This is a genomic window from Paenibacillus solani (assembly GCF_001277345.1).
In the GTDB taxonomy this organism is placed as follows: Bacteria; Bacillota; Bacilli; order Paenibacillales; family Paenibacillaceae; genus Paenibacillus_AQ; species Paenibacillus_AQ solani.
Window position 1 is genome coordinate 189,573 of record NZ_LIUT01000001.1, and the last position, 26,383, is coordinate 215,955.

A 26,383-nucleotide genomic window follows, 5' to 3' on the forward strand; every position below is an offset into this window, starting at 1 on the left:
GGTAATTGTATACATCCAATTCAAAAAAACGAGAAAACCTCTTACTCCAGCTCCCTCTCATACCCCTCAATCAAAGCCGAAGCCTTAACATGAAGCGCCCTTGCTAATGCAGTAATCGTTAGCAAAGTAGGCGCTTTTTCGCCGTTCTCTAGCTCACTAATGTAAGAACGATCGACACGAGAATAGAGGCTCAGCTCATCTTGAGTGAGCTTTTTTTCTTTACGAATAGTTCGAAGAGCTCTGCCGAAGGCTAGTAACTCTATGGATTTATCATTATGATTAGCCACGTTATAACCCCTTAATAGATAGTTAGATTCATCTTATGCGGTTCTATAAGGGTATTTCCGTAGGCTATTGCCTACAAAACTATTAAAATGATATGATACATATACTGGAAAATATTGATGCGGATACTAGAGTATGCTCTTAGTGAAAGGGAGTGAAAGAAATCATGAAATCGACGGTAACAGGTGATACCAATCGAATTGTGGAACTACCTTCTCATTGGAAAGAGTCGAGTTGCCTTCATCAAGATGCGATTCCTCTTCTTATTGGCTACTCTCAAGAATATATGAAACTATCCCTGTACTTTTTCGAAAAGAACTTGCTTCACGTCAGTTTATTGTTATGCAATAGGGCCCTAGAATCGATGCTAAATGCTTTATATATAAAGCGGGAGAAAAGGCGTCCTGTTTCAAGAATTTTACTTGATGACATATTACTGATGTTCTCTGATGAAATGAACATGGAGTCGTTGATATTCATACAATCCCTATCCTTCTTAACACAGGAAAATTCTCTTATTAGCAAGATGCAACCTGTACATCTAATGAACTTGATCAAAAGAGGAGATGAACTCCTTATTCGGATATCCAGCCGATTAGAATTACCTTATGAAACCTATCACTCTATTCTTGAGAATTAAGCTATATTTATGGGGAATATATGAGCAAGATCTATTATTATATCTAATTCACTGATATCAGATCAGTCAACTTGCGTATAGATGTTTATAAAGTTAAGGATGAATAAGAGCACCACTAACTTTTAATTGATTTTGTATTGCAGCATATCTTTGCAGATCATCATGGCTTAGCATAGATTGAATATGCTCCATGGTTGTGCAGCATCTTACGATGTTAATTTCAAAATTGATGGTGTATGAGAATTCTAAACTATCCAGTATATATTTTGCTCCTTTTTGAATGTTACCCTTCCGAATATAATACATGCCGACATCGGTAAGGAATTTAGCAAAGCCGTCATCAAGTACTTTCTCTTTATAAGTGCCAACCGATTCTCGCTTGAAATAGTCCTTGATCATAAACTCGAATCTTTCGAGATATTCATCAATTTCAAAATGATACATGTTGGCTGCTTGGATAATATAAAATAAAGCTCTTAGTATTTCGTTCTCCCTCGAGGAGATATACTCAATGTATGATTCAAGTACGTCTATGTTACCTTTCATGAGTTCGTATAGATAACGGTTACATCTAGCCCATACGCGGAATTTCTCTTTGATATGTTCGGAGGATTCATCGGATTCTACAATCCAGCTCTGATCCTCATAACAGGATAAATAATAAAGTGCTTGATCATAATCACCGTTTTCCGCAGCTATGGAGCTTAACAGCAAATCGGAGTATAAAATATACCCAAATAGCGCACTGGATGGCTCTATAGGCTTCCTATGTGGCTTTTTTTTATTATGTTTTTGTGCATATAGCATTCTAGAGATGCGTCCCATTTCTTCAGCATAGTACTTTGCTCTATTCCATTTACGTAAGGACACCAACGTATTGGTTAAGTCTTCTATAGCATCTAATTGGACCCCTTCAGGTAGCCGTTTGACATAAGTTTCAAATTGTATGGTACAGTTCAGATTATGTTCCTGATCCGAGTTTAGGGAGCATGTAAATATCCGGTATTGACACAAAGCCAATCGTTCGGAATGCTGGTGTTTTTCACTTTCCGCAATTTTTTTGTATATGATCAGAGCAGCTTCCCGATTGCCCTTGTGAAATAGTGCTTCAGCGCTATCAAAGAGTAGGGATGAATAAGTTGGGTTATCGACGATCAATCCAACAGCTTCATCGATACAGTGGAGTTTCCCTAGCTCGGCGCATCGTCTAATAAACGGTCCAAGTCGTCTCCAGTTCGGTGTTGATTCTTCATTTATATATAGAGGATAAAACAATCCTTCTTCCAGATTCATAGCTTTAGTAATTAAATCAAGACTTGAAACGGAAAGGGGCTGGTTCCCAGTGATGAAGCGGCTGAGAGTTCCCGAATTGATTCCCGANGAAATGCTGAGCCTTCTCCAAGTAACGCAATAGCTCCGTACTAATTGTTCTGTCTGTAGGTACCAAAGATATCCGCCTCCAAATCTCCGTTCCATATTTGGGTAAATGACTTATATAAGTAAGTTAATGTATAAATATAGATGGGTCAATAGCTTTATATTATGATGACGGTTAAAGAAGGAGATACAAGCTGATTCCCAGGGAATAATTTAAGCGACATTCATTTCGATTTTTTGAAGGGATTTATGAATGAAGATTCGGAAGGAGCGTGCGGAGAAATTGGCGCAAACAAGATAATGACAAAGGAGGCAGCATAAGAGCCACCTCCTTCAAGGATGTAATTCAGATATTACCAGCCTCCTTCACCCGCGCCATGGCTATTTGTAGATATGATGGGAGGAGGGGAGGTCTCTGACTTCGGAGGACTGGTAAAAATATAACCAGGTGCAAGTATGAGGACAGTTGCTAAACTAAGAATACAGGTGATTACAGTCAGCTTTTTTTTCATTCTGATCATATACCTCCTTCATAAATTGGGAGTATCTTAGTAAATCTAAAGGGTCGATCTCATGTCGTATATGCTCAATTGCAGAACAACATTTAACTATATTATCTGTATTATTGATTTTATATGAGAAGCTTAAACTATCCAAGATGAATTTTGATCCATAGCGGAATTTTCTTTGGTTTATATAATAAATTCCGATATCAAGGAGTAAAGTAGAGAATTGATCATCTAGCATATTTTTATTAAACTTTCCATCAATACATTCTTTATAATACTTTGTAATATTCTTCTCATATTGTTCGAGATACTTATCAATGTTCCAGCTATAAATGTTAGCGGCGTGGACTATTTTAAATAGCGCTTTTAATATCGCATTATCTATAGAAGAAATATACTCAATATACTCGTCGATTACTTGAAAGTTACCATTCATTAATTGATATAGATACCGATTACCTTTAGCCCATCTCTTAAATTTATTCTTGATATTCTCAGAAACTTCATCTGACTCCACAATCCATGATTGATTTTCATAACAGGAAACATAAAATAAAGCTTCATTAAAATTAGATTTTTCTGCTGCAATTGAGCCTAGTATCAAATCAGAGTAAAGGATATAACCGAATAAAGATTTTTTAGGAGATATATTGTTCTTCTTACTTTTAGTTTTTCTATGATTATGTACGGTATAAAGAAATCTCGAAATTCTCCCCATTTCCCGTGCATAGTGTTTAGCTTTATCCCATTTTTGCAGGGAATGTAGAGTATTGGTTAGGTCTTCTAGAGCATCCAACTGTACGGCTTCCGGAAGCCTTTGAACATAGGCCTCAAACTGAATGGTGCAGTTTAAGTTATTCTCTTGGTCGGAGTTTAATGAACAGGTAAAGATGCGATATTGGCACCAACCCAAACGTTCAGAATTCTGATATTTCTCACCTTCTGCTACTTTCTTGTAGATGATCAATGCTGCTGCCAGGTTACCTTTATGGTATAACACTTCTGCACTGTCAAATAGTTGGGGGGCATAAGCCTGGACATCCACCATCATATCTACAATTTGAGTAATACACTCGAGTTTACCGAGTTCAGCACATCTCATAATAAAAGGACCAAGTCGCCTCCAGTTGAGGGACGACTCGTTAGCGTAGGCAGTATAAAAGTAACCTTCTTCAAGGTTCATCGCTTCCGTTAATAAATCAAGGCCAGAAACGGATAATGGTTGTTGACCGTTAATGAAACGGCTGAGCGTCCCGGAATTAATTCCTGCACGGTTCGCAAAAGAAGAGATGCTTAAATTTTCTTTTTCTATGTATTTAACGAGTTCAGTGCTGATTGAGATGTCTGTAGGAGCCAATGGTATCACCCTCCAGATCCATATTCCATATTCAGGAAAATAGTTTATAATATTAATCTAATGCATAAATACACCATTGGTCAAATAAATTTGCTGGGAATGGTTTTCATTTTGCGGAATTATAACGAGAGGAAGCCCAAAGAGTTTCATTTAAGAGCACATATTAGGGAGATACATTTAATGATATTACATTAGAGACGCGGAGTAGATACAACTATCTTCATTTTAATATGTAGAGAACTTTAATAAATTTTATGGTCAAAATTAATAGAATTGAAGGTGAATAATATTAAAGCTTGGCGATACGTTGCCGTTATCGTTTGTTTGTTTCTTGTATTATCCGCTTGTAACTCTCAAAAAGGAGCAAAGGCAGTCGACTTAGATTCGTTTTATCTAGAGTGGATAAAGAGGTAATATCAAACCTTGGTAATCAAGATTATGTTTTTCCTGCTTACGATAAAAAGACGGGGCCTCTTGAGTTAATATATGATCCTTCAACTTCAGATTTTGAGTTTGAATTGTATCGGTCTAATGAGTACCTTTTTTCAAAAGAACTTAGTGGTGTCCGTGCAGTCCATGGTCGCTATTATTACTACGCGCTAATCGAAGAATTACCAGATACTTCAGAAATTCTATTTCCTTATATTTCAGACACAGAAATTGAGCGAGTCCGAGTGAATGACGAATTAGCTATACTTAACGAAAATATAACGGAGTATCAAAGTGGTAAGATTATCGTTTATGAAACAGGTGAAGATCCAGAAGATATCATTAATCCTCAGAAAGTAGTAGACTTTTTAGAAAAACATAGTATCAATTCCGGACGGGTTCTCTTAATAAATATGGAGGGGCGCATAAACGTGGAAGCGTATCTTCCTATTAACGATCACACAGCTCGACTACTTTTCACTATAGAAAGTCCAGATGAACTGGAAACATTCATAGGTACGCCTGCGATATAAACTTTCATGATATATATATGCTAATTCTAGGGGTTTTTAAATAGACTTAAAGAATTATTCTCGTGAAGGATGGAAGGATCACAAGAATATATGGAGGGGAGGAACGATATGGACTGTGCATTATTCTTAGTTATAAATTTCGATCAAGATATACTAAAAAGAAAAATTTATAATATAGTTTGTGAAGCGGTTGAGGATGTAGTAACTGACTACCAGAACTTTTCTCGCCTTAGCTGTAGATACTTCACACTTGATATTGAAACAGAAGATATAATTAGTCTTGATTTTTTAAGGAAAGAATACGGAATGGAGATTAATGCGGAGATTGGAATCCAGTTATTTGAAAACACATTCGAAGAAGGAACAGAGGTGTTGTTTAATATATTCGGCAATATTTTGATGGATTTTAATCCTGATATGGTGTTTGTGGAAAATGGCACAGATCAAATATTCAGAAAAGAAAATGACACTGTAATTATAAGTACAAGGCTGGATGAACACCAGAAAAAGTATCTATCAAACAATATTAATTTACTACGATTCCCACATATTTATCAGGAATTATCAAATTAAAAACAATTCATAAGCTGTCAAAGACTCTCCTTCCCACTTGAACTATGAGTAGGAATGAGCTTTTTTTGTATATTGGGTAGGCACTTTAGACTGAGCCAAGCTGCCTATAAAGAAGGACCTTGGATCATTTTCCATTTATTTGAATTGTAGTAAAATAGCTGCTATCAAAATGACGAAGAGGTTGACTTATGTCTAAGATCCTTGTACCCCCTGAGGTGCTGCTGGCAGTGTCAGATCAATTCGACAAGGCTTCTGAGCAATTGGAAGCGAATCAAAGTATGTTGAACCAACAGATCCAGATGCTGGCTTCGTGTTGGGACGGTACTACATGCTCGCGCTTTTATTATGATTTCCAGAAGGCGTACCGCGATATGAAATTAACGATCGAGCATATGCAGGTAACCAGTCAGGAATTAAAGAGAATCGCCTATAAATTTATGCAGGTAGACAATGAACAGGGAAATTTAGATCCCAGATGCGCAGCTCCCCAGATTACAAATTTCGGTGGGATGAGTGAAGTCCACGTTGGTAAAGCCATCGAAATGAATAGCCTCGGAGACCAGGTTAGAGAACTCGGTGAGAAAGCAAAGCCTTTTGGTAAGGGAGTTCAAGTTGGTGCCTCCGAGATGTGGAGTACGGTTAAAGATACGGCCAGCTCTTTGGTAGAAGACCCGATCGGAACGAGCAAGCAGATGGCATACGATGCTACGATAGGGACAGCTGAGGAAGTTGTGGATACGACGATCTGGGGTGCCAGAATGGCCTTCGACGTCGGTGATACCCGCGAGAAGTTTGGCGAGAGGATTCAGACCGAACAAGAGCGAATGAATGAGATGGGGAAATCGGCCTATCTGGGTCAGCAAGCAGCGATGATTCTCGGCGGGGTTGCGCTGAATCGAGTTGGTGTCAAGAAGATGCCTAACTTCAAGCATCATTCGGGAGGAGAAGGCGGTAAGGGGAAAGCTGCTGAGGGGACGCCAAGAGCGAGTGAAAAGTATTCAGGTGAATTGATGAAGGTACCCAAGAAAGATGAAGCTGCGGATATGCTAGCCAAAAAAATAGGTGGAGAATCCAGGGTGAAATTTGGTAATGATCCTTATGGACGAGAATTTGATACAGTTAGCGATCAATATATTGCACAAACCAAGCCTCCATTAAAAAGTTTAGATAAGCAGTTCAGAAAACAGGCAAAAGCTACAATAGAAGGGCTATTGAAACTGGCAGGAAAGCTTATTTTCATTTTGAAGGTGCACCCGATGATAGAGTACTTAGGCAACTCAAAGAGTATGCTGAAAGATACGAAGTGGAGATAATTATTGATACTAAACCCTTAAAACCATGAGAGGACGGATAGAAATGTATGAATATCACGGATGGGCAACTATCAGAGAAAGCTCCTCATTTGAGGATGATGACGAAAAGTACTCGTTAATTATTCAAGAGATTCAGAAGTATTTCGATGAGTTAGAATGGACTTCGGGTATTTTGGATTTAAGAGGAGCGGTAAATGGTGACTTTCAAGTTTGGATGGCAGGTGTCAATAATCATAGGCCTGTAGGAAAACATAATCCAGTTAACGTATTAAAACAGGTGGGAATATTGGCGCCAGGTTCCTATGGACTTTTATATGTAAGAGATAGTGATGATGAGGATTTTTTCAATGAGTTCAAGGTACACACATTAATTCGAGGAGAAGTAATGGAGCGTAATGATCCCTTCTTGTCTCCATTTATACCTAAAATTGAAGATGATTACGAGGATTAATACAGTCAGTGGTCTTATGGGTTTACAATCTCTGCAATAAGATCGTACAATGCAACCAACAAACCAAACCAAACAGTCAATAATTTAATACTTGATAAACTTTAAGCTCTTTCCACACTTGTTTTATGAGTTGGAATGAGCCTTTTTTTGCGTTCAGACAACCAACGAAGAAGCCGGATGACATAGCAAAATAAATACAGATAATAGAGGAAAAGTTAAGCTTACTTGTACATAAGAGAGTCAAAGACAAAGTAAGCCTCTTTCAATGTCTAATTGAATTATGAATTATGATTGTATAAATACTCGATAATTAAATTTTGCAATTCGTTGCTATGCTTTATTTCAAAATAGATAAGGCCTAGAAATATGACAATCAGCACCAGTAGAACAGACACAATAATTCGAAACTTGTCCATTACCAATTATTCCTCCCATTAAATAAAATATGATATATAAAGCAGGAGATGAGGAGCCTAGTTTCAAGAATTTTACTAGATGACATACAACTGATGTTCCCTGATGAAATGAACATGAAGTCATTGATATTCAAACAATTCCTATCCTTCGCGAATAGATGTATATAAAAGCTAAGGATGAATAAGAGCACCACTAACTTTTAATTGATTTTGTATTGCAGCATATCTTTGCAGATCATCATGATTTAGCATAGATTGAATATGCTCCATGGTTGTACAGCATCTTACAATGTTAATTTCAAAATTGATGGTGTATGAGAATTCTAAACTATCCAGTATATATTTTGATCCTTTTTGAATGTTACCCTTCCGTATATAATACATACCAACATCGGTAAGGAATTTAGCAAAGCGGTCATCAATTACTTTCTTTTTATAAGTGCCAACCGGTTCTCGTTGTTTGAGATAGTCCTTGATCATATACTCAAATTTTTCGAGATATTCATCAATTTCAAAATGATACATATTAGCTGCTTGGATAATACCAAATAAAGCTCTCAATATTTCGTTCTCCCTCGTGGAGATATACTCGATGTATGGTTCAAGTAAGTCTATGTTACCTTTCATTAGTTCGTATAGATAACGGTTGCATCTAGCCCATACACGGAATTGCTCTTTGGTACGTTCCGAGGCTTCATCTGATTCTACAATCCAGCTCTGATCCTCATAACAGGATACATAATAAAGTGCTTGATCATAATCATCGTTTTCCGCAGCTATGGAGCCTAACATCAAATCGGAGTATAAAATATATCCAAACAACGGTTTGGCTGGTTCTATAGGCTTCCTATGTGGCTTTTTTTTATTATGTTTTTGTGCGTACAGCATTCTGGAGATGCGTCCCATTTCCTGAGCATAGTACTTCACTCTATTCCCTTTACGTAAGGACACCAACGTATTGGTTAAGTCTTTTATAGCATCTAATTGTACACTTTCAGGTAGTCGCTTGACATAAGGTTCAAATTGTATGGTACAGTTCAGATTATGTTCCTGGTCCGAGTTTAGAGAGCAAGTAAATATCCGGTATTGACACAAAGCTAATCGTTCGGCATGCTGGTGTTTTTCACTTTCGGCAATTTTTTTGTATATGATCAGAGCAGCTTCCCGATTTCCATTGTGAAATAGCACTTCAGCGCTATCAAAGAGTAGGGATAAATAAGTTGGGTTCTCGACTATCAATCCAACAGCTTGATCGATACAGTGGAGTTTCCCAAGCTCGGCGCATCGTCTAATATACGGTCCAAGTCGTCTCCAGTTCGGTGTTGATTCTTCATTAATATATATAGAATAAAAAAATCCTTCTTCCAGATTCATAGCTTTAGTAATTAAATCAAGACTTGAAACGGAAAGGGGCTGGTTCCCAGTGATGAAGCGACTGAGGGTTCCCGAATTGATTCCCGATATATTTGCAAAAGAGGAAANAAATGCTGAGTTTTCTCCAAGTAACGCAATAGCTCCGTACTAACCGTTCTGTCTATAGGTACCAAAGATATCCGCCTCCAAATCTCCGTTCCATATTTGGGTAAATGACTTATATAAGTAAGTTAATGTATAAATATACGTGGGTCAATAGCTTTATAGTATGATGATGGTTAAAGAAGGAGATACAAGCTGGTTCCTAAACAATAATTTAAGCGGCAATCATTTCGATTTTTTGAAGGGATTTATGAATGAAGATTGGGAAGGAGATTTGATCAAAAGGAGATTTTTAATGATTAAAGAATTAGATGACTATCTTTCAGGATATTTCTCAGATGATTATTGGTATGATGAAGGTTTTTCAATTGCACAGGAGTTGCTGTTAAAATTCTCTCTACGGGATTGGGAAGAATTATCAAGCGAAGTACTAAATAAGCCAATAGAGTGGAAAAGAAAATTAGCATATTGTTTGCATGATGAATCTAGCATGGATGAATTGAATATGTTGTTGAAATTACTAAGTACCGATGATGAAGAGTTATTCGGAATATGTATTGATTCACTAAGAAGTTTTGCTAATACTGAAAGTAAAAAACTAATTTTAAAAAATCCTTCAATTCTAAAGAGGATTTATGAGTTAATCCCCAATTCAGGGGATGCGTCAAAAAAAGTATTTGAAGCTTTTCTGGAGAAGATACAAAGCTGACGATATTATTGGCGGCTATCCAGTGCCGATGGTGATTTTCAAGTTTGGATGGTAGGTGTCCATAATCATAGTCCTGCAGGAAAACATAATCCAGTTAACGTATTAAGACAGGTGGGAATATTGGCGCCAGGTTCCTATGGGCTTTTATTTACTATGATTCCCACATATTTATCAGGAATTATCAAAGTTCAAAACAAAAAGAAAGACCACCCTTTACGGGTGATCTTCATCTAAGTCTATATGATCGTTGTCACTATGCTTTTTCAGTTCAGTTTGCAATCTATCGTATTTAGTAGATGTTAAACCCCTATAATGATTCTAACTTTGAGCATCACTTTCCATCTCTCTCATTGACTCAGCAACCTTCACCATCATGGAGCATTCCACTCTCTTGCGGAACACATCACAGCTGAAGTCGTAGGTGCCGTTAATGGAACCTGTCGCGTGCAGGGAATTAGCAGGGCAGCCGCCGCTGCAGTAGAGCTTGGCCCAGCAATCCTTGCATTCCGGCTTCGAGTAGCAGTTACTCTGCTTAAGTTGGCATTGCAGCTCAGGTTTTGTGATACCATCCCAGATGTTCCCCATGCTGTACTCTTCATCTCCGACGAACTGGTGGCAAGGGAAGAGCTCTCCCCAAGGCGTGACAGCAAGATATTCCGTTCCTGAACCACAGCCGGTAATTCTTTTCTGAATGCAAGGGCCTTCAGAGAGGTCCAGCATGTAATGATAGAAGGTAAAACCTTTGTCTTGTTCCCCGCGTTTAATCATTTCTGTGGCAAGGATTTCGTACTGGTTATAAATTTCCGGGAGATCATCATCGGTTAATGCATAAGTCTCTCGTGGATCACAGATAACCGGTTCCATCGAAATTTTATCAAAGCCAAGGTCTGCGATATGAAAAATATCGTTCGTGAAATCCACGTTGTTACCAGTGTAGGTCCCTCGCACATAATATTCCTGGTCTCCACGCTTTTGAACGAATTCCTGAAATTTCGGTACAATATGCTCATAGCTGCCTTTTCCGTTAGCGGTTGTACGGAGCCGATCATGAACTTCTTTTCTTCCATCCAGACTTAATACGACGTTGTACATTTCCTTGTTTAAAAACTCAGTGATCTCGTCGCTTAGCAGCATACCATTCGTTGTGAAGGTGAAGCGAAAATTCTTCTTATGTTCCTGTTCCTTGCTTCTAGCATAAGCTACAATCTGCTTGACGGTTTTCCAAGCCATCAGCGGTTCGCCGCCGAAAAAGTCAATGTCAAGGTTCCGGTGATGGCCCGAATTTTCGAGAAGGAAATCGATCGCCCGTTGTCCAACCTCAAAGCTCATGATGGCCCGATCGCCGTTATATTTTCCCTGACTGGCAAAGCAATAGTCGCAGGAGAGGTTGCAGGTATGCGCGACATTGAGGCAAAGCGCTTTGACATACGTTTTTCGATTCTTTAAATCCATGGAGAGGTTCTCATATTCATCCTTGGTAAAGAGCTGTCCATCCTCTACAAGCTCCATAATAGCAGCGATGGTTTCTCGAATGTCATGCTCGGTAATGTCCGAATCGTGTTTATGTTGCTCCTGCATGAGTGTCAAGATCTCTTTCGGAGAAATATGTTCATAAAGTTCAATGATTTTGTATGCTAGGTCGTCAACAACATGCACCGAACCGCTGTAGGTGTCGAGTACGATGTTATATCCATTCAGTTGATATTGATGAATCATCCTTGTTAATCAAGCTCCTTTTAACGTGCAAGTAGAAACGGTTAAAAAATAAACGCCCATCTACTAACGCAGTGGGCGGTGAGAATTTACGAATCCTATTTGTTCATTGGGTTCTCGCAGCGTTGGTTTGCAACACCGCATGAAGTCTTACAAGCAGACTGACAAGATGTCTGGCATGCGCCGCACCCACCGTATTTTGCGGTATCGATCAGTTTGCGGGTACTCAGTGTTACGATTCTTTTCATCATGAATAACTCCTCTGCCATTTCATTAGTTCAACAATGAACATGGTAGCAATAACTTCGGAAGTACTTCAATCAAATAGATCACACTAGATTAGTTACAAGGGCAACTTTGTTCAAAGTTCAGTATAAACGATACATATTTCATAAGAGCATTCTCTTTATATTATGATGAGTTAATTGCCAGTGAAACCCCCATTTACTCCTTAAAAAAGTGAGGTTAATAATTTGAAGGTAGAAGAATTAAGGGCTATACTCTCTGGTTCAGATATTGAGGGGAAAATAGAAGTTTTAAGCTATCTTCGCGATGTGTTTGAATCATATAACAATTCAATGGATGATTTTAGAGAATTAATTATAGCTTTGCTTGATTGCGGTTTTAAAGAAGACAAATTAGATGTAAAGGAGGAAATATTCAACACAATACTTACCGCAGCAACCTATAAAAATATTGATGGGATTAACTTTGATATTTTAGCTTACAATCTAGATAGCCTGCCTGAAGAATGTTTGCATTCTGCATTAACAATATTAGGTTTCACATTTAAAAAGGATTACTTATGCTATCTGACCAAGTATTTGGATCATGAGAATAGGAGTGTTAGAGCAGATGCAATAAACGCAATAAATGAAATTGAAGGATATTGGGCTAAAAATAATTCATAAGCTGTCAAATGCTCCTTTCGATGACCAAGAGCAGGAAGGGGCTTATTTTGTATACCCAATAGGTACTTTAGACTGAGCCAAGCTGCTTATAAAGAAGGACTCTGGATACTTTTCCATTTATTTGAATTGTAGTAAAATAGCTGCTATCAAAATGACGAAGAGGTTGACTTATGTCTAAGATCCTTGTACCCCCTGAGGTGCTGCTGGCAGTGTCAGATCAATTCGACAAGGCTTCTGAGCAATTGGAAGCGAATCAAAGTACGTTGAACCAACAGATCCAGATGCTGGCTTCGTGTTGGGACGGAACTACATGCTCGCGGTTTTATTATGATTTCCAGCAGGCGTACCGCGATATGAAATTAACGATCGAGCATATGCAGGTGACCAGTCAGGAATTAAAGAGAATCGCCTATAAATTTATGCAGGTAGACAATGAACAGGGGAATTTAGATCCCAGATGCGCAGCTCCCCAGATTACAAGTTTCAGTGGGATGAGTGAAGTCCACGTTGGTAGAGCTATCGAAATGAAGACCTTTGGAGATCAGATTAGAGAGCTTGGTGAAGAAGGAAAAGCTTTCGGTAAGGGGATTCAAGTCGGGGCTTCCGAGATGTGGGGGGCGATTAAAGATACGGCCAGTTCTTTGGTCGAAGACCCGATCGGAACGAGCAAGCAAATAGCATATGATGCTACGATAGGTACAGCTGAGGAAGTGGTGGATACGACGATCTGGGGTGCCAGAATGGCCTTCGACGTCGGTGATACCCGCGATAAGTTTGACGAGAGGGTTCAGGCTGAAAAAGAGCGAATGAATGAGATGGGAGCCTCGAACTATCTGGGTCAGCAAGCGGCTATGATCTTTGGCGGCGTGGCTCTTAATCGGATAGGGGTGAAGAAGCCGCCATTTCTCAAACATGATTTGGGTGCGGATGGTGGTAAGTTAGAGGCTGGGGGAACGGGTGGAGATGTAGTAACATATAGACGAGTTCAAGGCGGAGAGGGTACTAAGTCAAGCCAACCACGTGTACAAGTAAATGAAGATGGCACAGTAACAATACCTGACAAGGACACTGATCTAAATATAAGTATAGATAATGGCGAGCATTCAAACTATTTTAATAATATGCGAAGAGGCGGAAATGCTGATATTGTAGAATTTGACGTACCAATGTGGTTTGATGATTTCTTAAAAGAAAACACAATACCTCAACTTGACTACCAAACAAATCCATTAAACCAAGGTGGAACAGCCCCAAAACTAGTAGACCCAACAAAACCAGGTAATTCATTTGAAGTTCCAGCACCTTGGGTTGAATGGATAGAAGAACATGCTACAAATGCACGAATAAAAAAATAAAAAAGGAATTGGGCAATATGTTATTAGAACCTAAATCGTTAAACAATATTATCGTAGGATTATTAATCGACAATTTCTTCAAATGGTATGTTTCTCCGAAAGATTTATGGTTTCTGGATAGGAAAAAGCTAACAGATACGTATATTAAGAAATTTAAAGAAATTGGACTAAAAAATATTGGAAACAATATAGAGGAAGTTGATGAAAGGAAAGGTATAGAAGTTTTAGATGAGTATTCATTTAGAGAATTTACTAGAAGAATAAATAAGTATTCTGTTTCAACCGACGAACTTAGAAAGTTACTTAAATTAAATCTTCTCACTAAATCAAAAGAGGAAGCATATTATAGTTTTTTGCCGTCATTATATGTGAATGTCGATAAAAGAGAATTATACTCATTGTATCCAGAATCAGCTTCCTATGAAGATTTTTTACCCGAAAATTGGATCGGAAGATATGAGGATTTTTTGTCCAAGATAGATTGGAAAGAAAAATACTGGTACGATGAAAATGGACTAGATCTATTAAATTTTGAGAATAATGGAGGAAAGTAATGAGTGATAATAAAATAAGCATACTGTCTGAAAAGTTCGAGAATGATAAAACTGGTGAACAAGTCGAAGGAATAACGATTATGATAGATGGCAAATTAAAAACCATGTTAGATATAATCATTGAAAAAGAGGGCGGATACAATAATTATACAGAGGTAATTAGAGATATAGTATTTGCTGGCATAAATCAATTTGTTGAAAAGCACAAAAGGTAGAACGCTGCTTATTTATGGGACTGCGACCCATATTATGAAACCTTGATTGGCTTCGTGGCCTATCAAGGTTTTTTTGGTGAGGCTACCTAGTGCCGAGTGAAAAGACGGAGTGATATTTAATGGCAGTTTTTATAATAATGCTGAAGGATTATGAGGACGAGAATAGAGTTGTATACTGTTATGGGCCGAATGAAGAAACAATGGGGAAAATTGAATACGATAAGATAAATAATGTTATACATCAACTCTCTCCCATTGACTCTAATCGTTATCCTGATGATTTCTTTTTCAGAAGAGCGGGTACAAGACTTGCTAGAATGGTCATAAGAGAAAATAGTAACTTCGTTGAAAGGACAACTATTGAATCTTAGCAGGTACTATTATAGCTAAAAAAAAAGGACACCAAGTCCCCAATAGACCTCGCGTCCTCGAATTGCTGCATGACTGCAATTTTACTGTTCGTCCACGCTCTTGAATCCACTTAGCTCACCCTCGCAGTTTCACTTCAACGTCCTCACATCCACCGTGTTGGATAGGACATCAACTTCGTTCGGAATGATTCCTTTCTCAAACATAAAATCGGCGATTTCTTGCCAACGTTGGCGTACGGTTTCGTTAATCGGGTCCAGCGGGAAGAAGGAGCTCTCTAATTGTTCACGAGCAATGGGTTCGGGGACGCCTTGAATATCTTGAATTAGTTGGACGGTGTGATCAAGGTCTTTCGATAGGAGCACCGACTCTTCATTCAAGCCTTCGAAAACTTCATACACGAGTTCAGGATGTTCCTTCAGAAAGCCATTTCGCACAATGAATACTGTATCATTACCGGATTCCACGTCATTAGCGGAAATGACCAGCTCTGCGCCGAAATCGATGATCGCATTGGCTGTAAATGAACCCCATGTCGCCCACGCGTCAACTTGTCCACTTTCAAAAGCTGGTCCCGCTTCCGTTGGCGGAAGATAGACAATGTCGACCTCACTCGCGTCTAGTCCACCTTTCTCCAGCGCTTTATATAGCAGGTATTCGCCCGTACCGCCGCGGTTGACGGCAATCTTTTTGCCTCGAAGATCCGAAGGACCCGATATGCCAGCTTCTGGCTTGGCGACAATACCTTGATTACGATGATCGCCTTCCTGCTTGGTAAAAATGCTAAACTCCGAGGTGCCTCCCACAAGGGCGCTGATGGCTGCCGTAATCGATCCGACCGTAATATCGATCGAATTGGCGTTTAACGCTTCGACCGCGGGAGATGTGGCTGCAAAACCACCGGTTTTTTCAATGGTCGCTCCGGCTGATTCCAGCCTTGTATAGAGAGGCCCGCCTTCTTCGGATAAACTTAAGGGTTGGGCACTGCGCAGTATGCCAAGACGAACGGTTACGGTCTCATCCTCAGTATTGGCTTGTTTCGCTTTGCCTTCTTTACCACAAGCGGACAACGTAACTACCAAAATTACTAATAGTACATGTAAGCTTATCTTTCGCATAAGACACTTCCTTTTGCTCGGATTTTATGTAAGAAGCCTAGGATCCTTTCTTTAAGGGGGAGGGGAGATCCTTGCTTACAACTCGGCTTTCCATCTCGGTTATGCCCATGACTCTTTTTAGGATGTTATCGATGAATGCTGCCACTTCGGCATTTCCCCGTTGGCGGGGGCGCGAGAAAGGGACAGCTGCATCCATAGCGATCCGGCCTTCTTCAATGAGTATCACGCGATCGGCAAGGATGACGGCCTCTTCGACATCGTGGGTTATTAACACGGTTGTAAATTGCTGCTGCTGCCACAGGGATTCGATTAATTGCTGCATTTCAATGCGGGTCAATGCGTCGAGTGCTCCTAAAGGTTCATCGAGCAGCAATAATTTTGGATGGCTGGCTAGCGCTCTGGCTAAGGAGACCCGTTGTTTCTGACCCCCGGACAGCACAGATGGCCATTCATTGGCCCGGGCGCCCAGCCCGACTTGCTCTAAAGCGGCTTCGGCTTTATAACGATCTTCTTTACCAAGACCGATTGCTACATTATCGATGACCTTACTCCAGGGCAGCAGTCTGGCGTCTTGAAACATGATCCGAGCTTCAGAATGGATATGATGGACCTGAAGGTCATTGATCCATATGTCTCCCGACGTAGGAGCTTCCAATCCGGCGATCATGCGCAAAAGCGTGCTTTTTCCGCAGCCGCTTCGCCCGATGATGGCAATAAACTCTCCTGGCCTTGCTTCTAGCTCAATGCCTTGAAGTACTTGCTGGTCGCCAAAGCTTTTATGTAATTTGGTTATACGAAGATGAACACCATGGGTAGAGGGATTCAGGGTTGGCACATCCTTTCAGAGAGCTTATTTGTGATAAATCGGGTTCCATTGCAGTAACCGCTTCTCCAGGAACTTAGCGATAGAATCGGCCAGCTTTCCCAATAAGGCATAAAGGACAATGGTAAGCAGGATGATATCGGTTTGCATGTATTCTCTTGCGTTCATGGCCAGAAAGCCGATGCCCGAATTCGTAGCAATCGTTTCGGAAACGATTAACGTCAACCACATGATGCCTAACGCGTATCGCAACCCGACTAAAATAGAAGGAAGTGCGCCAGGCAGAATGACTCTCCATAAGAGTGAAGCGGGGCGAAGCCCGTATACCTTCCCCATCTCAATCAAGCCGCTGTCCACGGAGCGGATGCCGTGCAGGGTGTTGATGTAGACGGGAAATAGTACGCCGATTGCAACTAGAAATATTTTTGACTCTTCACCGATGCCAAACCATAGAACGACTAAGGGAATCATCGCTAGATGAGGAACATTGCGTACCATCTGAATTGTTGTATCCAGGAATTTCTCAGCGATAGAGGATAAGCCGTTGATAAAGCCCAGTATAAAACCGATTCCCCCGCCGATTAAGAAACCGGTGAACGCTCTTTGAAAGCTGATGGAAATATGTTCGATTAACTCTCCTGATAACAGCAGATCCCTGAATGATAATAAGACGTCTTGAGGGAGGGGCAGGATTTTCCTGGATATGACGTTTGTGTTGGATAATATGGACCACCCCAGGATTAATAGGACGGGGAGAACCCAGGGCATGCATTTTTCAATTATCGGGGTGGAGAGAAGCTTTCTCATGACATTAACTCACCTCGCTTTCATAGATAGAATAATCAACGAGAAAAGGCCACAACTCCTCCAGTAGATCATCTGCTGTGGTTGTGACCTCCATATGAAGGACCGACATCCTTTAATGTAAAATAATTCCTATAAGTTAAGACGGATAAGATTATACTTCTCGACTATCGTTTCGTCAACCGGTATTAACGAAGGTTCTCGATACTGCTCTTAAATGAGCTGCCGATATGCCTTGTTCCTGGGCACCATCCCCGCATCTGCAGTATATTTAGAGAAATAGATTTGAATCGAAGACGCATTCCGAGGAGGTTGACTTACATAAATGGAAGCGAATATTGAAGGACTTCTCCGTATATTAGGGGAGTATCATAAAGAAGCCCATAGCATTCCGGAGGTGGACATCCAGGCGAAGGAATACAATCTAGGATTTCCGTTGCCGGCTCCACTGCGACAGTATTATAAGAATCTAGGACGTTCCCCGTATATTACGCAGGGGTGCAATAACCAATATGAACCGCTCCTGCTAGAGGACGTGTTCATTCCCGATGAAACGTTTTTTACGAGAGACAAAGCGTTCCTGGTCTTCTATCAAGTGGAGGAATCTGTAATCTATTGCGGGATTCGCCTTCAGGATCTGGAGAAGGAGGATCCACCGGTTAATCTCTGCGCGTGGAGCTCACCCGACTGGCAACTGGAAAATCGGTCACTTGAGCGATTTCTCGCTGGTAAGGCACTCGTTCAGTTAGGCGTCGAGGATCGGCTGCCGTATTGGGCCATTTTCGATGAAAGCATGTGGGACTTGTCCGATTACTGCAGCAGTATGCATTTGGAGCGGGAGCATGAGATAGAAGAAGGGTCAGAGCTGAATGCATGGAAGATCTATGTAAAGGACGATGTGCTGATCGTGTTCGAGCTCAGCGTGCTCAGCGTATACGAAGAGGAAACAGATGACCTGTTGGCAGTATATTTGACGTCTTTTCAGCTGGGAAGTATGGAACAGATGCTGAGCGAGATGAAAAAGACGAGAAACTTGCCTGCCTTTCGAACGAATTTGGGAGTATAAGGATAGTCGCTGTGGTTGTTTGTCTACATCAATTATGACTAAGATCAACAAATTCAGGACCTTGGAATGTTTTCCAGTTATTTGTATTTGGGTATAATCTGTTTAGCAAATAATGGAGTGATATACATGCCCAAAATCCAGGTTCCACCCGAGTTGCTGATTCAAGTCGCTGAGAAGTTCCGTTTACAGTCCATACAAATGGGATGGATGATAAGCTCTCTTGACCATCAGATGAATACCATGCTGATGTGGGAGGGAACGACGCGGCAGCGTTTTTTTGAAGACTTTCATAGAGCCCGCAGCGAAATGAACTTGACGATTGAATATATGAATTCAATTAGTGATGAATTAAAACGAATTGCTTATCGATTTATATTAGTAGATGAAGAGCTATTGCCTCTTGCTCTGGTAGGCAGAACAGAGGAGCCAAAGACTTGGCTTGAAAAGGCCTGGGGTAGCTTGAAAGAAATAGGAAACGGAATAATGGATGCTTCCAATGAGAGATATGATAAACGGTATTCTTCGGTGTGGGGCTTTTTGGATTACTGGACAGCTGGTATACCCAAAGGCGCTTACCAAGGTTATGTGGAACGAGCTGATAAGCTGTTTGATTCCCCGAATGACTTCGCCGATGGCATGACCTTTGGAGTGCATGGAACTATTAGAGAAGCCATTTTTCCTACAAAGGCTTGGTCTACAGAACATGTAGCTAGTATTATAGGAGCAGCAGGAATTGCAACGAGTGCAACAGTACCTCTTATGAAACCGAAAGATATATTGAGTCCAAGGGTTAAGTATGAAGTTAGAAAAGGTAATGATGGATTGAAGCATGGTGGAGATGGAGGGGGAACGCCGAAAGCTGATGGGGCGGGAGATGCTGTTCAGACTGGCGGCAGAGAATTATCACTGAAAGAATGGCTTCATCAAGAAGAAGAAGCTATTAAAATGTATGACTCAATTAGAAGTTCTACGTTAGATGTTAGTACCATTGCAAAGAATACTGGCATACCGGAGTGGCGTATTCAACGGATTAAGGAACATATATTTATAAAAGAACATGAAAAATCAAGTGGGTATGGAACATTCGACCCTGATTATGAAATTGCTCAAGCATGGCAAAGATTACAGAATGGCTCACATACCCAGAAGGATGTTGACCTACTTAATCACGAAATTTTTGAATCGAAATTTGAAGGTATTTTTAAGACAGACTACGAAAAAGCACATTCTGCTGCCGAAAAATCAGGGAGAGTATGGAAACCTTAGGAGGTAACGTTATGGCGTCATTTGTACTATTGCTGAAAGATCTTGAGGATGATGAGAAAGTTGTTTATCACTTTGGACCGAACGAGCAAATTATGGGGAAGATTGAACTCAACAAAAAGAACGAAACTATTAGTGAAATTGAACCTGTTTTAAACTCAACCCACGATTCAAAATTTTATTTTGACAGGGCGGCTCAAAGATTGGCTAGATGTTTGTATAAAGAAGGGGGAGTTTTTCCAGATAAAGCTACATTTGAGTCATAATCATTACTCCCTAGCCTTGATTGGTAGCTATTTGCCTTTCAAGGCTTACTTCTTGTGGAACTACCCAGTTCCACAATGAATCCATCCTTCAATCCAAAACACATCTAACCACGTAATACCTTCTCTCAGTTCTTGGATAATACCCAGCAGGAACAAAGCCGACTCCAGGTATTAAATAAAAGAAGGAGGTATTAAAATGTATAAGGAACTGGATACACTTTTAACAGATTTTCAAGATGCAGATAATTACTGGTATGACGTAGGTTGTTTAACGGCTGAAAAATTAATTAAAATGTTTAAACAAGAAGATTGGAATAAGTTTTCAGATGACCTATTGACAAAATCTCTAGGTTGGCAAAAAAGATTGGCTTATTGTTTAGGTGATGGCTCCAATTTGGTAGAGTTAAAAATTTTACTAACTTTAGCGAGTGTTGAGGATGCTGATTTATTTGAAGTCTGTATTGACTCTTTAAGGAGTTTTACCAGTGAAGAAAATAAACGAATAATACGTGAAAACCGTTTCATTATAGATAAAGTAAAGGAAGTTATACCTAAAACTGGAGTAGTATCAAGAGGAATATTTCATGACTTTCTTGATAATATAGATGAAGATTTCTTGAATTAGTTATACGCAATGGAGTCAAGATACGACCATGATTGATTTTTAAGGAGGCAGTTAAAATAAAATGGGCACCACGGCAGTCATTTTGACTCAAAAGGGGAAATATTCACCTGAGAAATTGTTAGCCGATACAATAGTCTCAGCCTTTCATGCTAATGCTTCTCTTTATTTTCATAATAATAAGAACTATTCAGATATGGGGGGATTTTCTTATACTACATTGAATATTAGTAACAATTCATTTGCAGAGAAAAGCGAGCAATCATTTATTTTTTCTGTTCACGCAATTAACAACCCCAATATTGAGTTTTACTACCACGAAGATTTAGAACTAGATTCCAATCTATCATTATGCCAAGTTGGTCATATTGAAGACATTTATGGTGTTCAAAAGTTAGTTTTAAATTTTATATATGAATACCTTAGATTGAATCCTGATGATTACTTTTGGGTTACAGACTTTGATTGGGTTTATAACTGGGTGGATATGGAAAAGTTAAAATCATTGCCGTATGATCCAGATTGGTGCTATAAGGATCCTAAAGCTAACTAATGATGGTTACAGATCCAATTTGAAAACAAAACACTATAATACTTAACGAACAAACTTATAAACTTTCAAAAGCTCTTTTAACTTTAACTAGTAGAAATGAGCTTTTTTATATGCCTAATATCTAAGGAGGACGATATGAATGACAAAACGGGAACAGGCAGTAGACCAGATAAATGAAAACAACCAAATGCGGTCTATTAAACAAGCTCGGGCAGCATACGAACAAATTATGAATGAAACTCAGGGTGATTAACAATGGCTCATAGTGCAATACGCTATCAAAACAAAACGCAGTATATTCAAGATGCACTATTAGGAGGGGCTTTAAGATCCATTTTTATCGCGATTAATAATAAAGTATCGGAGAATCCCAGCAAATATGGTTGGTTACTAAATGCTATGAATAAATGGTGGGGTGATTTCGAAGAGTTGCCTCCTGGATTAAAAGATGTCGATTTAGATGAATGGTTAGTTAATTCAGAAAGGAAAACAGATTTCGAGGAAATATTAGATCTTTCTCTTCAGAATGTAAATAATGAGATTGTTATAGAAATTATGAAATTCAAACATGTTCTAGAAAAAGAATCTTAATAATTGTAAATCGAATAGAACTAATACTCCACATGGGAGTATAACAACAATTTCATGTGGTTACAGGTGTTGCGGGTTGGCCTACTACTATACCGATTACCACAAACAACCAAAGTCAAGGCGGCTGGTAATTAGTTTAACAGGACTACACCCGATAATAACCAGTCCATTGCAAAACATCTCTTAGATATTGGAAAGAATATTACGCCAGAAAATAGATTGGATTTCCCGAGCGTATTAGAAGGTCCAAATGGAAGGGTCAAAGTTCTAACAACATGGAGTATAGTTGATGGCAAACCTTACTTATCAACTATTAAGTTAATTCCAATCAAAAATTAATAGTATGAGGTGAAATATGGACAATAAGGAATTAGCAAATGCGTTGGATAGATCGGAAAATTACGAGACATATATTGCAAGTATGAATAATGCTGAACTTATTACAATCATAACTAAATTAGATAATTTAGATGAAGTAACTACTGCATTAACAGAACTTTCAATAAGAGAAAAGGAAGCCGCAGTACCTTATTGCCTTAAAATACTTGAAGAAGACTTAGGAGATGAATTTCTTCAAGCTGTTGCGTTTAATTTGCTTTATGAAGGTGACCATGAAGTAGCAAAAGAGATTATTACCAAGAAATTAACAAATGCATCTACAGCATTGATAGGGGCCATAATGGATAATTTATCAACCGATAGTTTACAACCATTCGGAGAGTCACTTTCTTCTGAATTTCTCAATGCGATTTTAGAAAGATATTTGGAATTAAGCGATGCCGACAAGAAACGTATCCATGATAATTACGAATGGTTCAAAGAATCTTTTGAAGAAAAACTAAGTATTATGTAGCGTACGGTGGAGCTACCCAGTGTAGAATGAATCCATCATTTATATGCCTGATACATAATGAAAAGCCGCGATATTTCGCGGCTTTGATTGTTATTTCCCGTTGCTGTATGAAATGATGTTCAGCCATCAGCTAACGCTAATGTTTCTTGTCATTTTACGAATGTGTCCGGAAGCTTCAAAGAAACGTTAGCCTTATCAGTATACTGCTGTAGCCCCGAATCACTTAGATACTGCTCGCGCAGCTCTTTTTTATTCTTACCTAATGCATATTTAACGCTAATATCAACGACATTGCCATCCGACTGAAATGCGGGGAAATGGTCCAACGAAAAAACAACCGCATCAGCTTTATAAGTCTTCGAATCATCAGCTCCGCAAGGAGACTTGGAGTCATCTGGGCATACTTTCACGTTAATGGGAAGATGCCGCGGATTGTTCTTGGCGATTTCTCCATTGATGGAGCCGTCGATGTACTGGATGCTGATTTCCTGATCTTTTCTAGTATTCTCGACCGCAGAAACGACATACAGCCGATCCGGAACGGTTTGATTATCCCGATTAACGGCTCCTTTCACCAAGAAAGCGTATTGGTGGTGGATACTGATATTTTCTTCGATCTCAGAGATTTCTGTCAAAGGTTCCGTGTTCACTGATCCAACAAATTTGATACCTTCCAAATCATAGATTGCGCTTATAATAGACTCGGGGTTCGTATCCTGCGGGACCGTTTGTTTGACGAAGGGGCTGCAGCCCGCTAATAGGGTGGCGAAGGCCATGAATATGGCTATGAGAAATCTGTTATTTTTGTGCATCAAGCAATGAATTAAAGGTGATTCATATTAAAGCTTGGCGATATGTTGTCGTATTTTTAGAATATATTAGTATGAAAATTAATTCCTTTGCAACTTTTGCGTAAGTTATAGCGTTTTTAATGGTGAATGGAGGGATTCCAACTTTTGGGACTGACTTTGCGGGTCACAGGAGGTTCCCCATTAACTTGATACCTTTTAATCTCATAGCATCAGTTCAATTGTCATTTGATTTGATTAGTTCAAGTAATAGGGTATTTTCCTGTGAAACCTTTTCATAGATGAAAATCGTATTGTAACCTTGTCTTTCAGTTAGAAGTTTAGTAATACATAAATTAATACCGAGGTGTAAAATGAAGAAATTTATAATTATGCTACTGTTTAGTGCATTGTTACTCTTTCTAATTCCCATGCATACTCAAGCAGCTACAAATCAAACAAAAATTATTTTAGATGGCCAGGAGCTAGTGTTACCTAATTCTGTAGAAGTCGTTAATGTACGAAACAACATTATGATTCCAATTCGAGTAGTCGCTGAGAATTTAGAGTTCAATGTGAACTGGGACCAAAAAACACAAAATGTGCATATTCAACAAGGTTCTAATGCAATATCATTGACCGTTGGTAAAGAAGAGGCACTAGTTGAAAACAACACCGTGATGCTTAACATTGCTCCTCAAATGATTAAGAATACGGTTGTCGTCCCCTTACGTTTTGTTAGTGAAGAAATGGGTCTGAGCGTTGGCTGGAATAACAAAGACAAGATTGTTACTTTATCTAGCAATACATCCCTTCCATCAGAGCCCTCTAATGGGAGTGAGATAGAAGCAACCACTAATATAGTTCATGATATAAACTATGCGAATAACCAGCTTATCGTTTCATTAGACCATGAAGTTACTCCTGTCATAACAACACTTCAAAACCCTGAACGAATCGTCGTGGATTTCCCATCTACCAACTTGGGAAATATGGGACAAGCACTCTCTGGCGGAACCATGGGAAGGTTGGATACTAGTGGCTCTCCCAATATTACCGATATACGCTATTCTCTTTTCAAAAATGACCCTGCTCAAGTTCGAATCGTGATTGAATTAAATAATGTTAGTTCGGTTAATTATGAGCAACAGACCATCGCCGGCAATTTCATCCTTGATCTGAGTATGGTAAACGATCCTACACCTGCAACTCCTGTCAGCAGTGGCAAAAAAATAGTCGTTATTGATCCGGGACATGGAGGAAGTGATCCAGGTACAATAAGTTTCACCAAAAAACCTGAGAAGATTTTTGCTCTTGCTTTAGGTCTTAAAGTACAGGCTCTCTTGCAAAAAGAATCTGGTATAGAAGTGATTATGACTCGTGAAACGGATATCTACCCTACACGATCGGAACGAGTGAAACTTGCTAATGATCTAAAGGCAGATGTGTTTGTATCTATACACGGTAACAGCGTAACCGCTGCCCCCCAAATAACGGGAACTGAAACGTATTATTATCAACGTGAAAGTAGTAAAGAACTAGCAAACCTCATTCATAAAAGATTGATCAAGGCCATGGGGCTTGCAGATCGTGGGGTTAAGAACGGTAACTACCAGGTCATCCGAGAAACCGAAATGGCTGCGGCTCTCTTAGAAGTTGGATTCTTAAGTAACAAGTCGGATGAAGAGGCTATGATGTCAGAAACCAATCAAATTAAAGCGGCACAAGCCATTGTTGATGGAATAAAAGAATATCTGAAGTTAGAGGACAGTGAATAATTTAAGAGGATGTGCTTTTATGAAAAAAGGAATCTATCTGGCTATCGCAATTTGTGCCATAAGCATACTAGTGGTGGGTTGTGGTAGCAAACCTACTTCTTCTGGTCCAGTGCAGGGTTCTGATCCTGCAACTACTACACCAGCGCCAATAGCTAACCCGAACGAGGAGAATGAGGAGTCTCAAGAAATTGAGGTTTTTTACGCGGACGATCAGTTATTACAACTAGAACAAAGTATGAAGGAAATTACATTCGAAGATGACCCTGACAAATACAGTAAGACGTACGCAGCCCTTCAAAACAGTGATCAACCGGAACTGATTCCTTTGTGGAATAACATTGATTTACTTTCAGCTAGTTTTGATCAAGGAAAATTGACACTAGATGTGCATATTCCGGATGAAGCAAGATTAGGATCTGGAGGAGAGACTTTAGCCCTCGATGCCCTGAGAGGAACATTTTTTCAATTTGATGAAGTAACCAGTATTGATCTGCTTGTTGACGGAAATGCAACTGAAAGTTTAATGGGCCATGTGGAATTAGAACATCCACTAACCCGGGAATAGATCTCAGAAAAACAGCTGAATCTAATAGAATCGGCTGTTTTTTCTTCAAGATTTATTTTTGTTCTAAAAAATAGTCAACTGTTGTGCATGATGGCACTGAAAAGGTAA

29 protein-coding genes and 1 pseudogene are annotated in these 26,383 nt (G+C 39.4%); 21 read left to right on the top strand and 9 right to left on the bottom strand.

The window, feature by feature from the left end; genetic code table 11:
• Window positions 1–41 precede the first annotated feature (41 nt).
• Entirely contained in the window at window positions 42–287 is a 246-nt protein-coding gene (locus tag AM231_RS00845) for a helix-turn-helix domain-containing protein (RefSeq protein WP_054400885.1), read from the bottom strand.
• A 164-nt stretch (window positions 288–451) separates the two neighbouring features.
• Between AM231_RS00845 and AM231_RS00850 the strand changes: the two genes are divergently transcribed.
• Window positions 452–925: a hypothetical protein gene (locus AM231_RS00850; protein ID WP_054400886.1), complete on the top strand. Its 474-nt coding sequence runs from the start codon at window positions 452–454 to the stop codon at window positions 923–925.
• A gap of 93 nt (window positions 926–1,018) precedes the next feature.
• Here the strand turns inward: AM231_RS00850 and AM231_RS00855 are convergent.
• Window positions 1,019–2,305, bottom strand: a 1,287-nt coding sequence (locus AM231_RS00855) for an XRE family transcriptional regulator (RefSeq protein ID WP_242615033.1), incomplete at its 5' end; no start/stop codon positions are given.
• 471 nt (window positions 2,306–2,776) lie between these two features.
• On the bottom strand, window positions 2,777–4,177 hold the full coding sequence (locus tag AM231_RS00860) for a helix-turn-helix domain-containing protein (RefSeq protein WP_242615034.1): 1,401 nt from the start codon (window positions 4,175–4,177) through the stop codon (window positions 2,777–2,779).
• Between the two features lie 389 nt (window positions 4,178–4,566).
• On the opposite strand from AM231_RS00860, the gene AM231_RS00865 reads away from it, so the two are divergent.
• From AM231_RS00865 to AM231_RS28740, 6 genes and pseudogenes are all read left to right on the top strand, one after another.
• Window positions 4,567–5,130 carry a hypothetical protein gene (locus AM231_RS00865; RefSeq protein ID WP_054400888.1) on the top strand — a complete coding sequence of 188 codons (564 nt, stop codon included), beginning with the start codon at window positions 4,567–4,569 and terminating at the stop codon, window positions 5,128–5,130.
• Window positions 5,131–5,238: 108 nt separating this feature from the next.
• Window positions 5,239–5,703 (top strand): hypothetical protein, encoded by a 465-nt coding sequence (locus AM231_RS00870; RefSeq protein WP_054400889.1) that lies wholly within the window; start codon window positions 5,239–5,241, stop codon window positions 5,701–5,703.
• Window positions 5,704–5,891: 188 nt separating this feature from the next.
• Entirely contained in the window at window positions 5,892–7,016 is a 1,125-nt protein-coding gene (locus AM231_RS00875; protein WP_054400890.1) for a WXG100 family type VII secretion target, read from the top strand.
• A gap of 25 nt (window positions 7,017–7,041) precedes the next feature.
• Window positions 7,042–7,467 (top strand): Imm7 family immunity protein, encoded by a 426-nt coding sequence (locus AM231_RS00880; RefSeq protein WP_242615035.1) that lies wholly within the window; start codon window positions 7,042–7,044, stop codon window positions 7,465–7,467.
• A 2,058-nt stretch (window positions 7,468–9,525) separates the two neighbouring features.
• Entirely contained in the window at window positions 9,526–10,068 is a 543-nt protein-coding gene (locus AM231_RS00890; protein ID WP_341271596.1) for a hypothetical protein, read from the top strand.
• A gap of 27 nt (window positions 10,069–10,095) precedes the next feature.
• Window positions 10,096–10,302 (top strand): annotated as a pseudogene (locus AM231_RS28740) (hypothetical protein); the annotation flags it as partial.
• 84 nt (window positions 10,303–10,386) lie between these two features.
• On the opposite strand, the gene scfB reads toward AM231_RS28740, so the two are convergent.
• A complete protein-coding gene (scfB, locus tag AM231_RS00895; RefSeq protein WP_054400893.1) occupies window positions 10,387–11,784 on the bottom strand; it encodes a thioether cross-link-forming SCIFF peptide maturase in 1,398 nt (465 codons plus the stop codon).
• 95 nt (window positions 11,785–11,879) lie between these two features.
• Window positions 11,880–12,029, bottom strand: coding sequence for a six-cysteine ranthipeptide SCIFF (gene scfA / locus AM231_RS27950; protein ID WP_082341518.1), 150 nt, complete (start codon window positions 12,027–12,029; stop codon window positions 11,880–11,882).
• A gap of 225 nt (window positions 12,030–12,254) precedes the next feature.
• Here scfA and AM231_RS00900 point away from each other — a divergent pair, with 225 nt between their 5' ends.
• The 5 genes from AM231_RS00900 to AM231_RS00920 all read left to right on the top strand — a co-directional run bounded on the left by AM231_RS00900 (window position 12,255) and on the right by AM231_RS00920 (window position 15,187).
• Window positions 12,255–12,692, top strand: a complete 438-nt coding sequence (locus AM231_RS00900; RefSeq protein WP_054400894.1) for a hypothetical protein — start codon at window positions 12,255–12,257, stop codon at window positions 12,690–12,692.
• A 170-nt stretch (window positions 12,693–12,862) separates the two neighbouring features.
• On the top strand, window positions 12,863–14,047 hold the full coding sequence (locus AM231_RS00905) for a WXG100 family type VII secretion target (RefSeq protein ID WP_054400895.1): 1,185 nt from the start codon (window positions 12,863–12,865) through the stop codon (window positions 14,045–14,047).
• Window positions 14,005–14,601, top strand: coding sequence for a hypothetical protein (locus AM231_RS00910; protein WP_242615036.1), 597 nt, complete (start codon window positions 14,005–14,007; stop codon window positions 14,599–14,601). The genes AM231_RS00905 and AM231_RS00910 overlap by 43 nt, the downstream gene beginning before the upstream one ends.
• Window positions 14,601–14,816 carry a hypothetical protein gene (locus AM231_RS00915; protein WP_054400897.1) on the top strand — a complete coding sequence of 72 codons (216 nt, stop codon included), beginning with the start codon at window positions 14,601–14,603 and terminating at the stop codon, window positions 14,814–14,816. Before AM231_RS00910 ends, AM231_RS00915 begins: the two co-directional genes overlap by 1 nt.
• Before the next feature lie 119 nt (window positions 14,817–14,935).
• Window positions 14,936–15,187, top strand: a complete 252-nt coding sequence (locus AM231_RS00920) for a hypothetical protein (RefSeq protein WP_054400898.1) — start codon at window positions 14,936–14,938, stop codon at window positions 15,185–15,187.
• Window positions 15,188–15,316: 129 nt separating this feature from the next.
• Here AM231_RS00920 and AM231_RS00925 read toward each other — a convergent pair whose 3' ends face one another.
• From AM231_RS00925 to AM231_RS00935, 3 genes are read right to left on the bottom strand one after another with little or no spacing between them, the layout of a single operon-like run.
• Window positions 15,317–16,303 (bottom strand): ABC transporter substrate-binding protein, encoded by a 987-nt coding sequence (locus tag AM231_RS00925; RefSeq protein ID WP_054400899.1) that lies wholly within the window; start codon window positions 16,301–16,303, stop codon window positions 15,317–15,319.
• A 37-nt stretch (window positions 16,304–16,340) separates the two neighbouring features.
• Window positions 16,341–17,138: an ATP-binding cassette domain-containing protein gene (locus AM231_RS00930; protein WP_082341519.1), complete on the bottom strand. Its 798-nt coding sequence runs from the start codon at window positions 17,136–17,138 to the stop codon at window positions 16,341–16,343.
• Window positions 17,139–17,153: 15 nt separating this feature from the next.
• Window positions 17,154–17,933, bottom strand: a complete 780-nt coding sequence (locus AM231_RS00935; protein WP_054400900.1) for an ABC transporter permease subunit — start codon at window positions 17,931–17,933, stop codon at window positions 17,154–17,156.
• Window positions 17,934–18,255: 322 nt separating this feature from the next.
• On the opposite strand from AM231_RS00935, the gene AM231_RS00940 reads away from it, so the two are divergent.
• The 7 genes from AM231_RS00940 (at window position 18,256) to AM231_RS00970 (ending at window position 23,144) form a co-directional block, all read left to right on the top strand.
• Window positions 18,256–18,996: an SMI1/KNR4 family protein gene (locus tag AM231_RS00940; RefSeq protein ID WP_054400901.1), complete on the top strand. Its 741-nt coding sequence runs from the start codon at window positions 18,256–18,258 to the stop codon at window positions 18,994–18,996.
• Window positions 18,997–19,227: 231 nt separating this feature from the next.
• On the top strand, window positions 19,228–20,262 hold the full coding sequence (locus AM231_RS00945) for a WXG100 family type VII secretion target (protein WP_423212898.1): 1,035 nt from the start codon (window positions 19,228–19,230) through the stop codon (window positions 20,260–20,262).
• A gap of 11 nt (window positions 20,263–20,273) precedes the next feature.
• Window positions 20,274–20,525: a hypothetical protein gene (locus AM231_RS00950; RefSeq protein ID WP_054400903.1), complete on the top strand. Its 252-nt coding sequence runs from the start codon at window positions 20,274–20,276 to the stop codon at window positions 20,523–20,525.
• Between the two features lie 196 nt (window positions 20,526–20,721).
• On the top strand, window positions 20,722–21,150 hold the full coding sequence (locus AM231_RS00955) for a hypothetical protein (protein ID WP_054400904.1): 429 nt from the start codon (window positions 20,722–20,724) through the stop codon (window positions 21,148–21,150).
• Window positions 21,151–21,211: 61 nt separating this feature from the next.
• Window positions 21,212–21,700: a hypothetical protein gene (locus AM231_RS00960; RefSeq protein ID WP_054400905.1), complete on the top strand. Its 489-nt coding sequence runs from the start codon at window positions 21,212–21,214 to the stop codon at window positions 21,698–21,700.
• A gap of 255 nt (window positions 21,701–21,955) precedes the next feature.
• Window positions 21,956–22,291 (top strand): hypothetical protein, encoded by a 336-nt coding sequence (locus AM231_RS00965; RefSeq protein WP_054400906.1) that lies wholly within the window; start codon window positions 21,956–21,958, stop codon window positions 22,289–22,291.
• A gap of 355 nt (window positions 22,292–22,646) precedes the next feature.
• The gene (locus tag AM231_RS00970) at window positions 22,647–23,144 is read left to right on the top strand and encodes a hypothetical protein (RefSeq protein WP_054400907.1); all 498 of its coding nucleotides are present in this window, start codon (window positions 22,647–22,649) and stop codon (window positions 23,142–23,144) included.
• Between the two features lie 149 nt (window positions 23,145–23,293).
• On the opposite strand, the gene AM231_RS00975 is transcribed toward AM231_RS00970, so the two are convergent.
• Window positions 23,294–23,920 (bottom strand): hypothetical protein, encoded by a 627-nt coding sequence (locus AM231_RS00975; protein ID WP_242615037.1) that lies wholly within the window; start codon window positions 23,918–23,920, stop codon window positions 23,294–23,296.
• Between the two features lie 386 nt (window positions 23,921–24,306).
• On the opposite strand from AM231_RS00975, the gene AM231_RS00980 reads away from it, so the two are divergent.
• Both AM231_RS00980 and AM231_RS00985 read left to right on the top strand, forming a co-directional pair.
• Window positions 24,307–25,710: an N-acetylmuramoyl-L-alanine amidase family protein gene (locus AM231_RS00980; RefSeq protein WP_054400909.1), complete on the top strand. Its 1,404-nt coding sequence runs from the start codon at window positions 24,307–24,309 to the stop codon at window positions 25,708–25,710.
• Between the two features lie 19 nt (window positions 25,711–25,729).
• Entirely contained in the window at window positions 25,730–26,275 is a 546-nt protein-coding gene (locus tag AM231_RS00985) for a GerMN domain-containing protein (protein WP_054400910.1), read from the top strand.
• The last annotated feature ends 108 nt before the right edge of the window (window positions 26,276–26,383 follow it).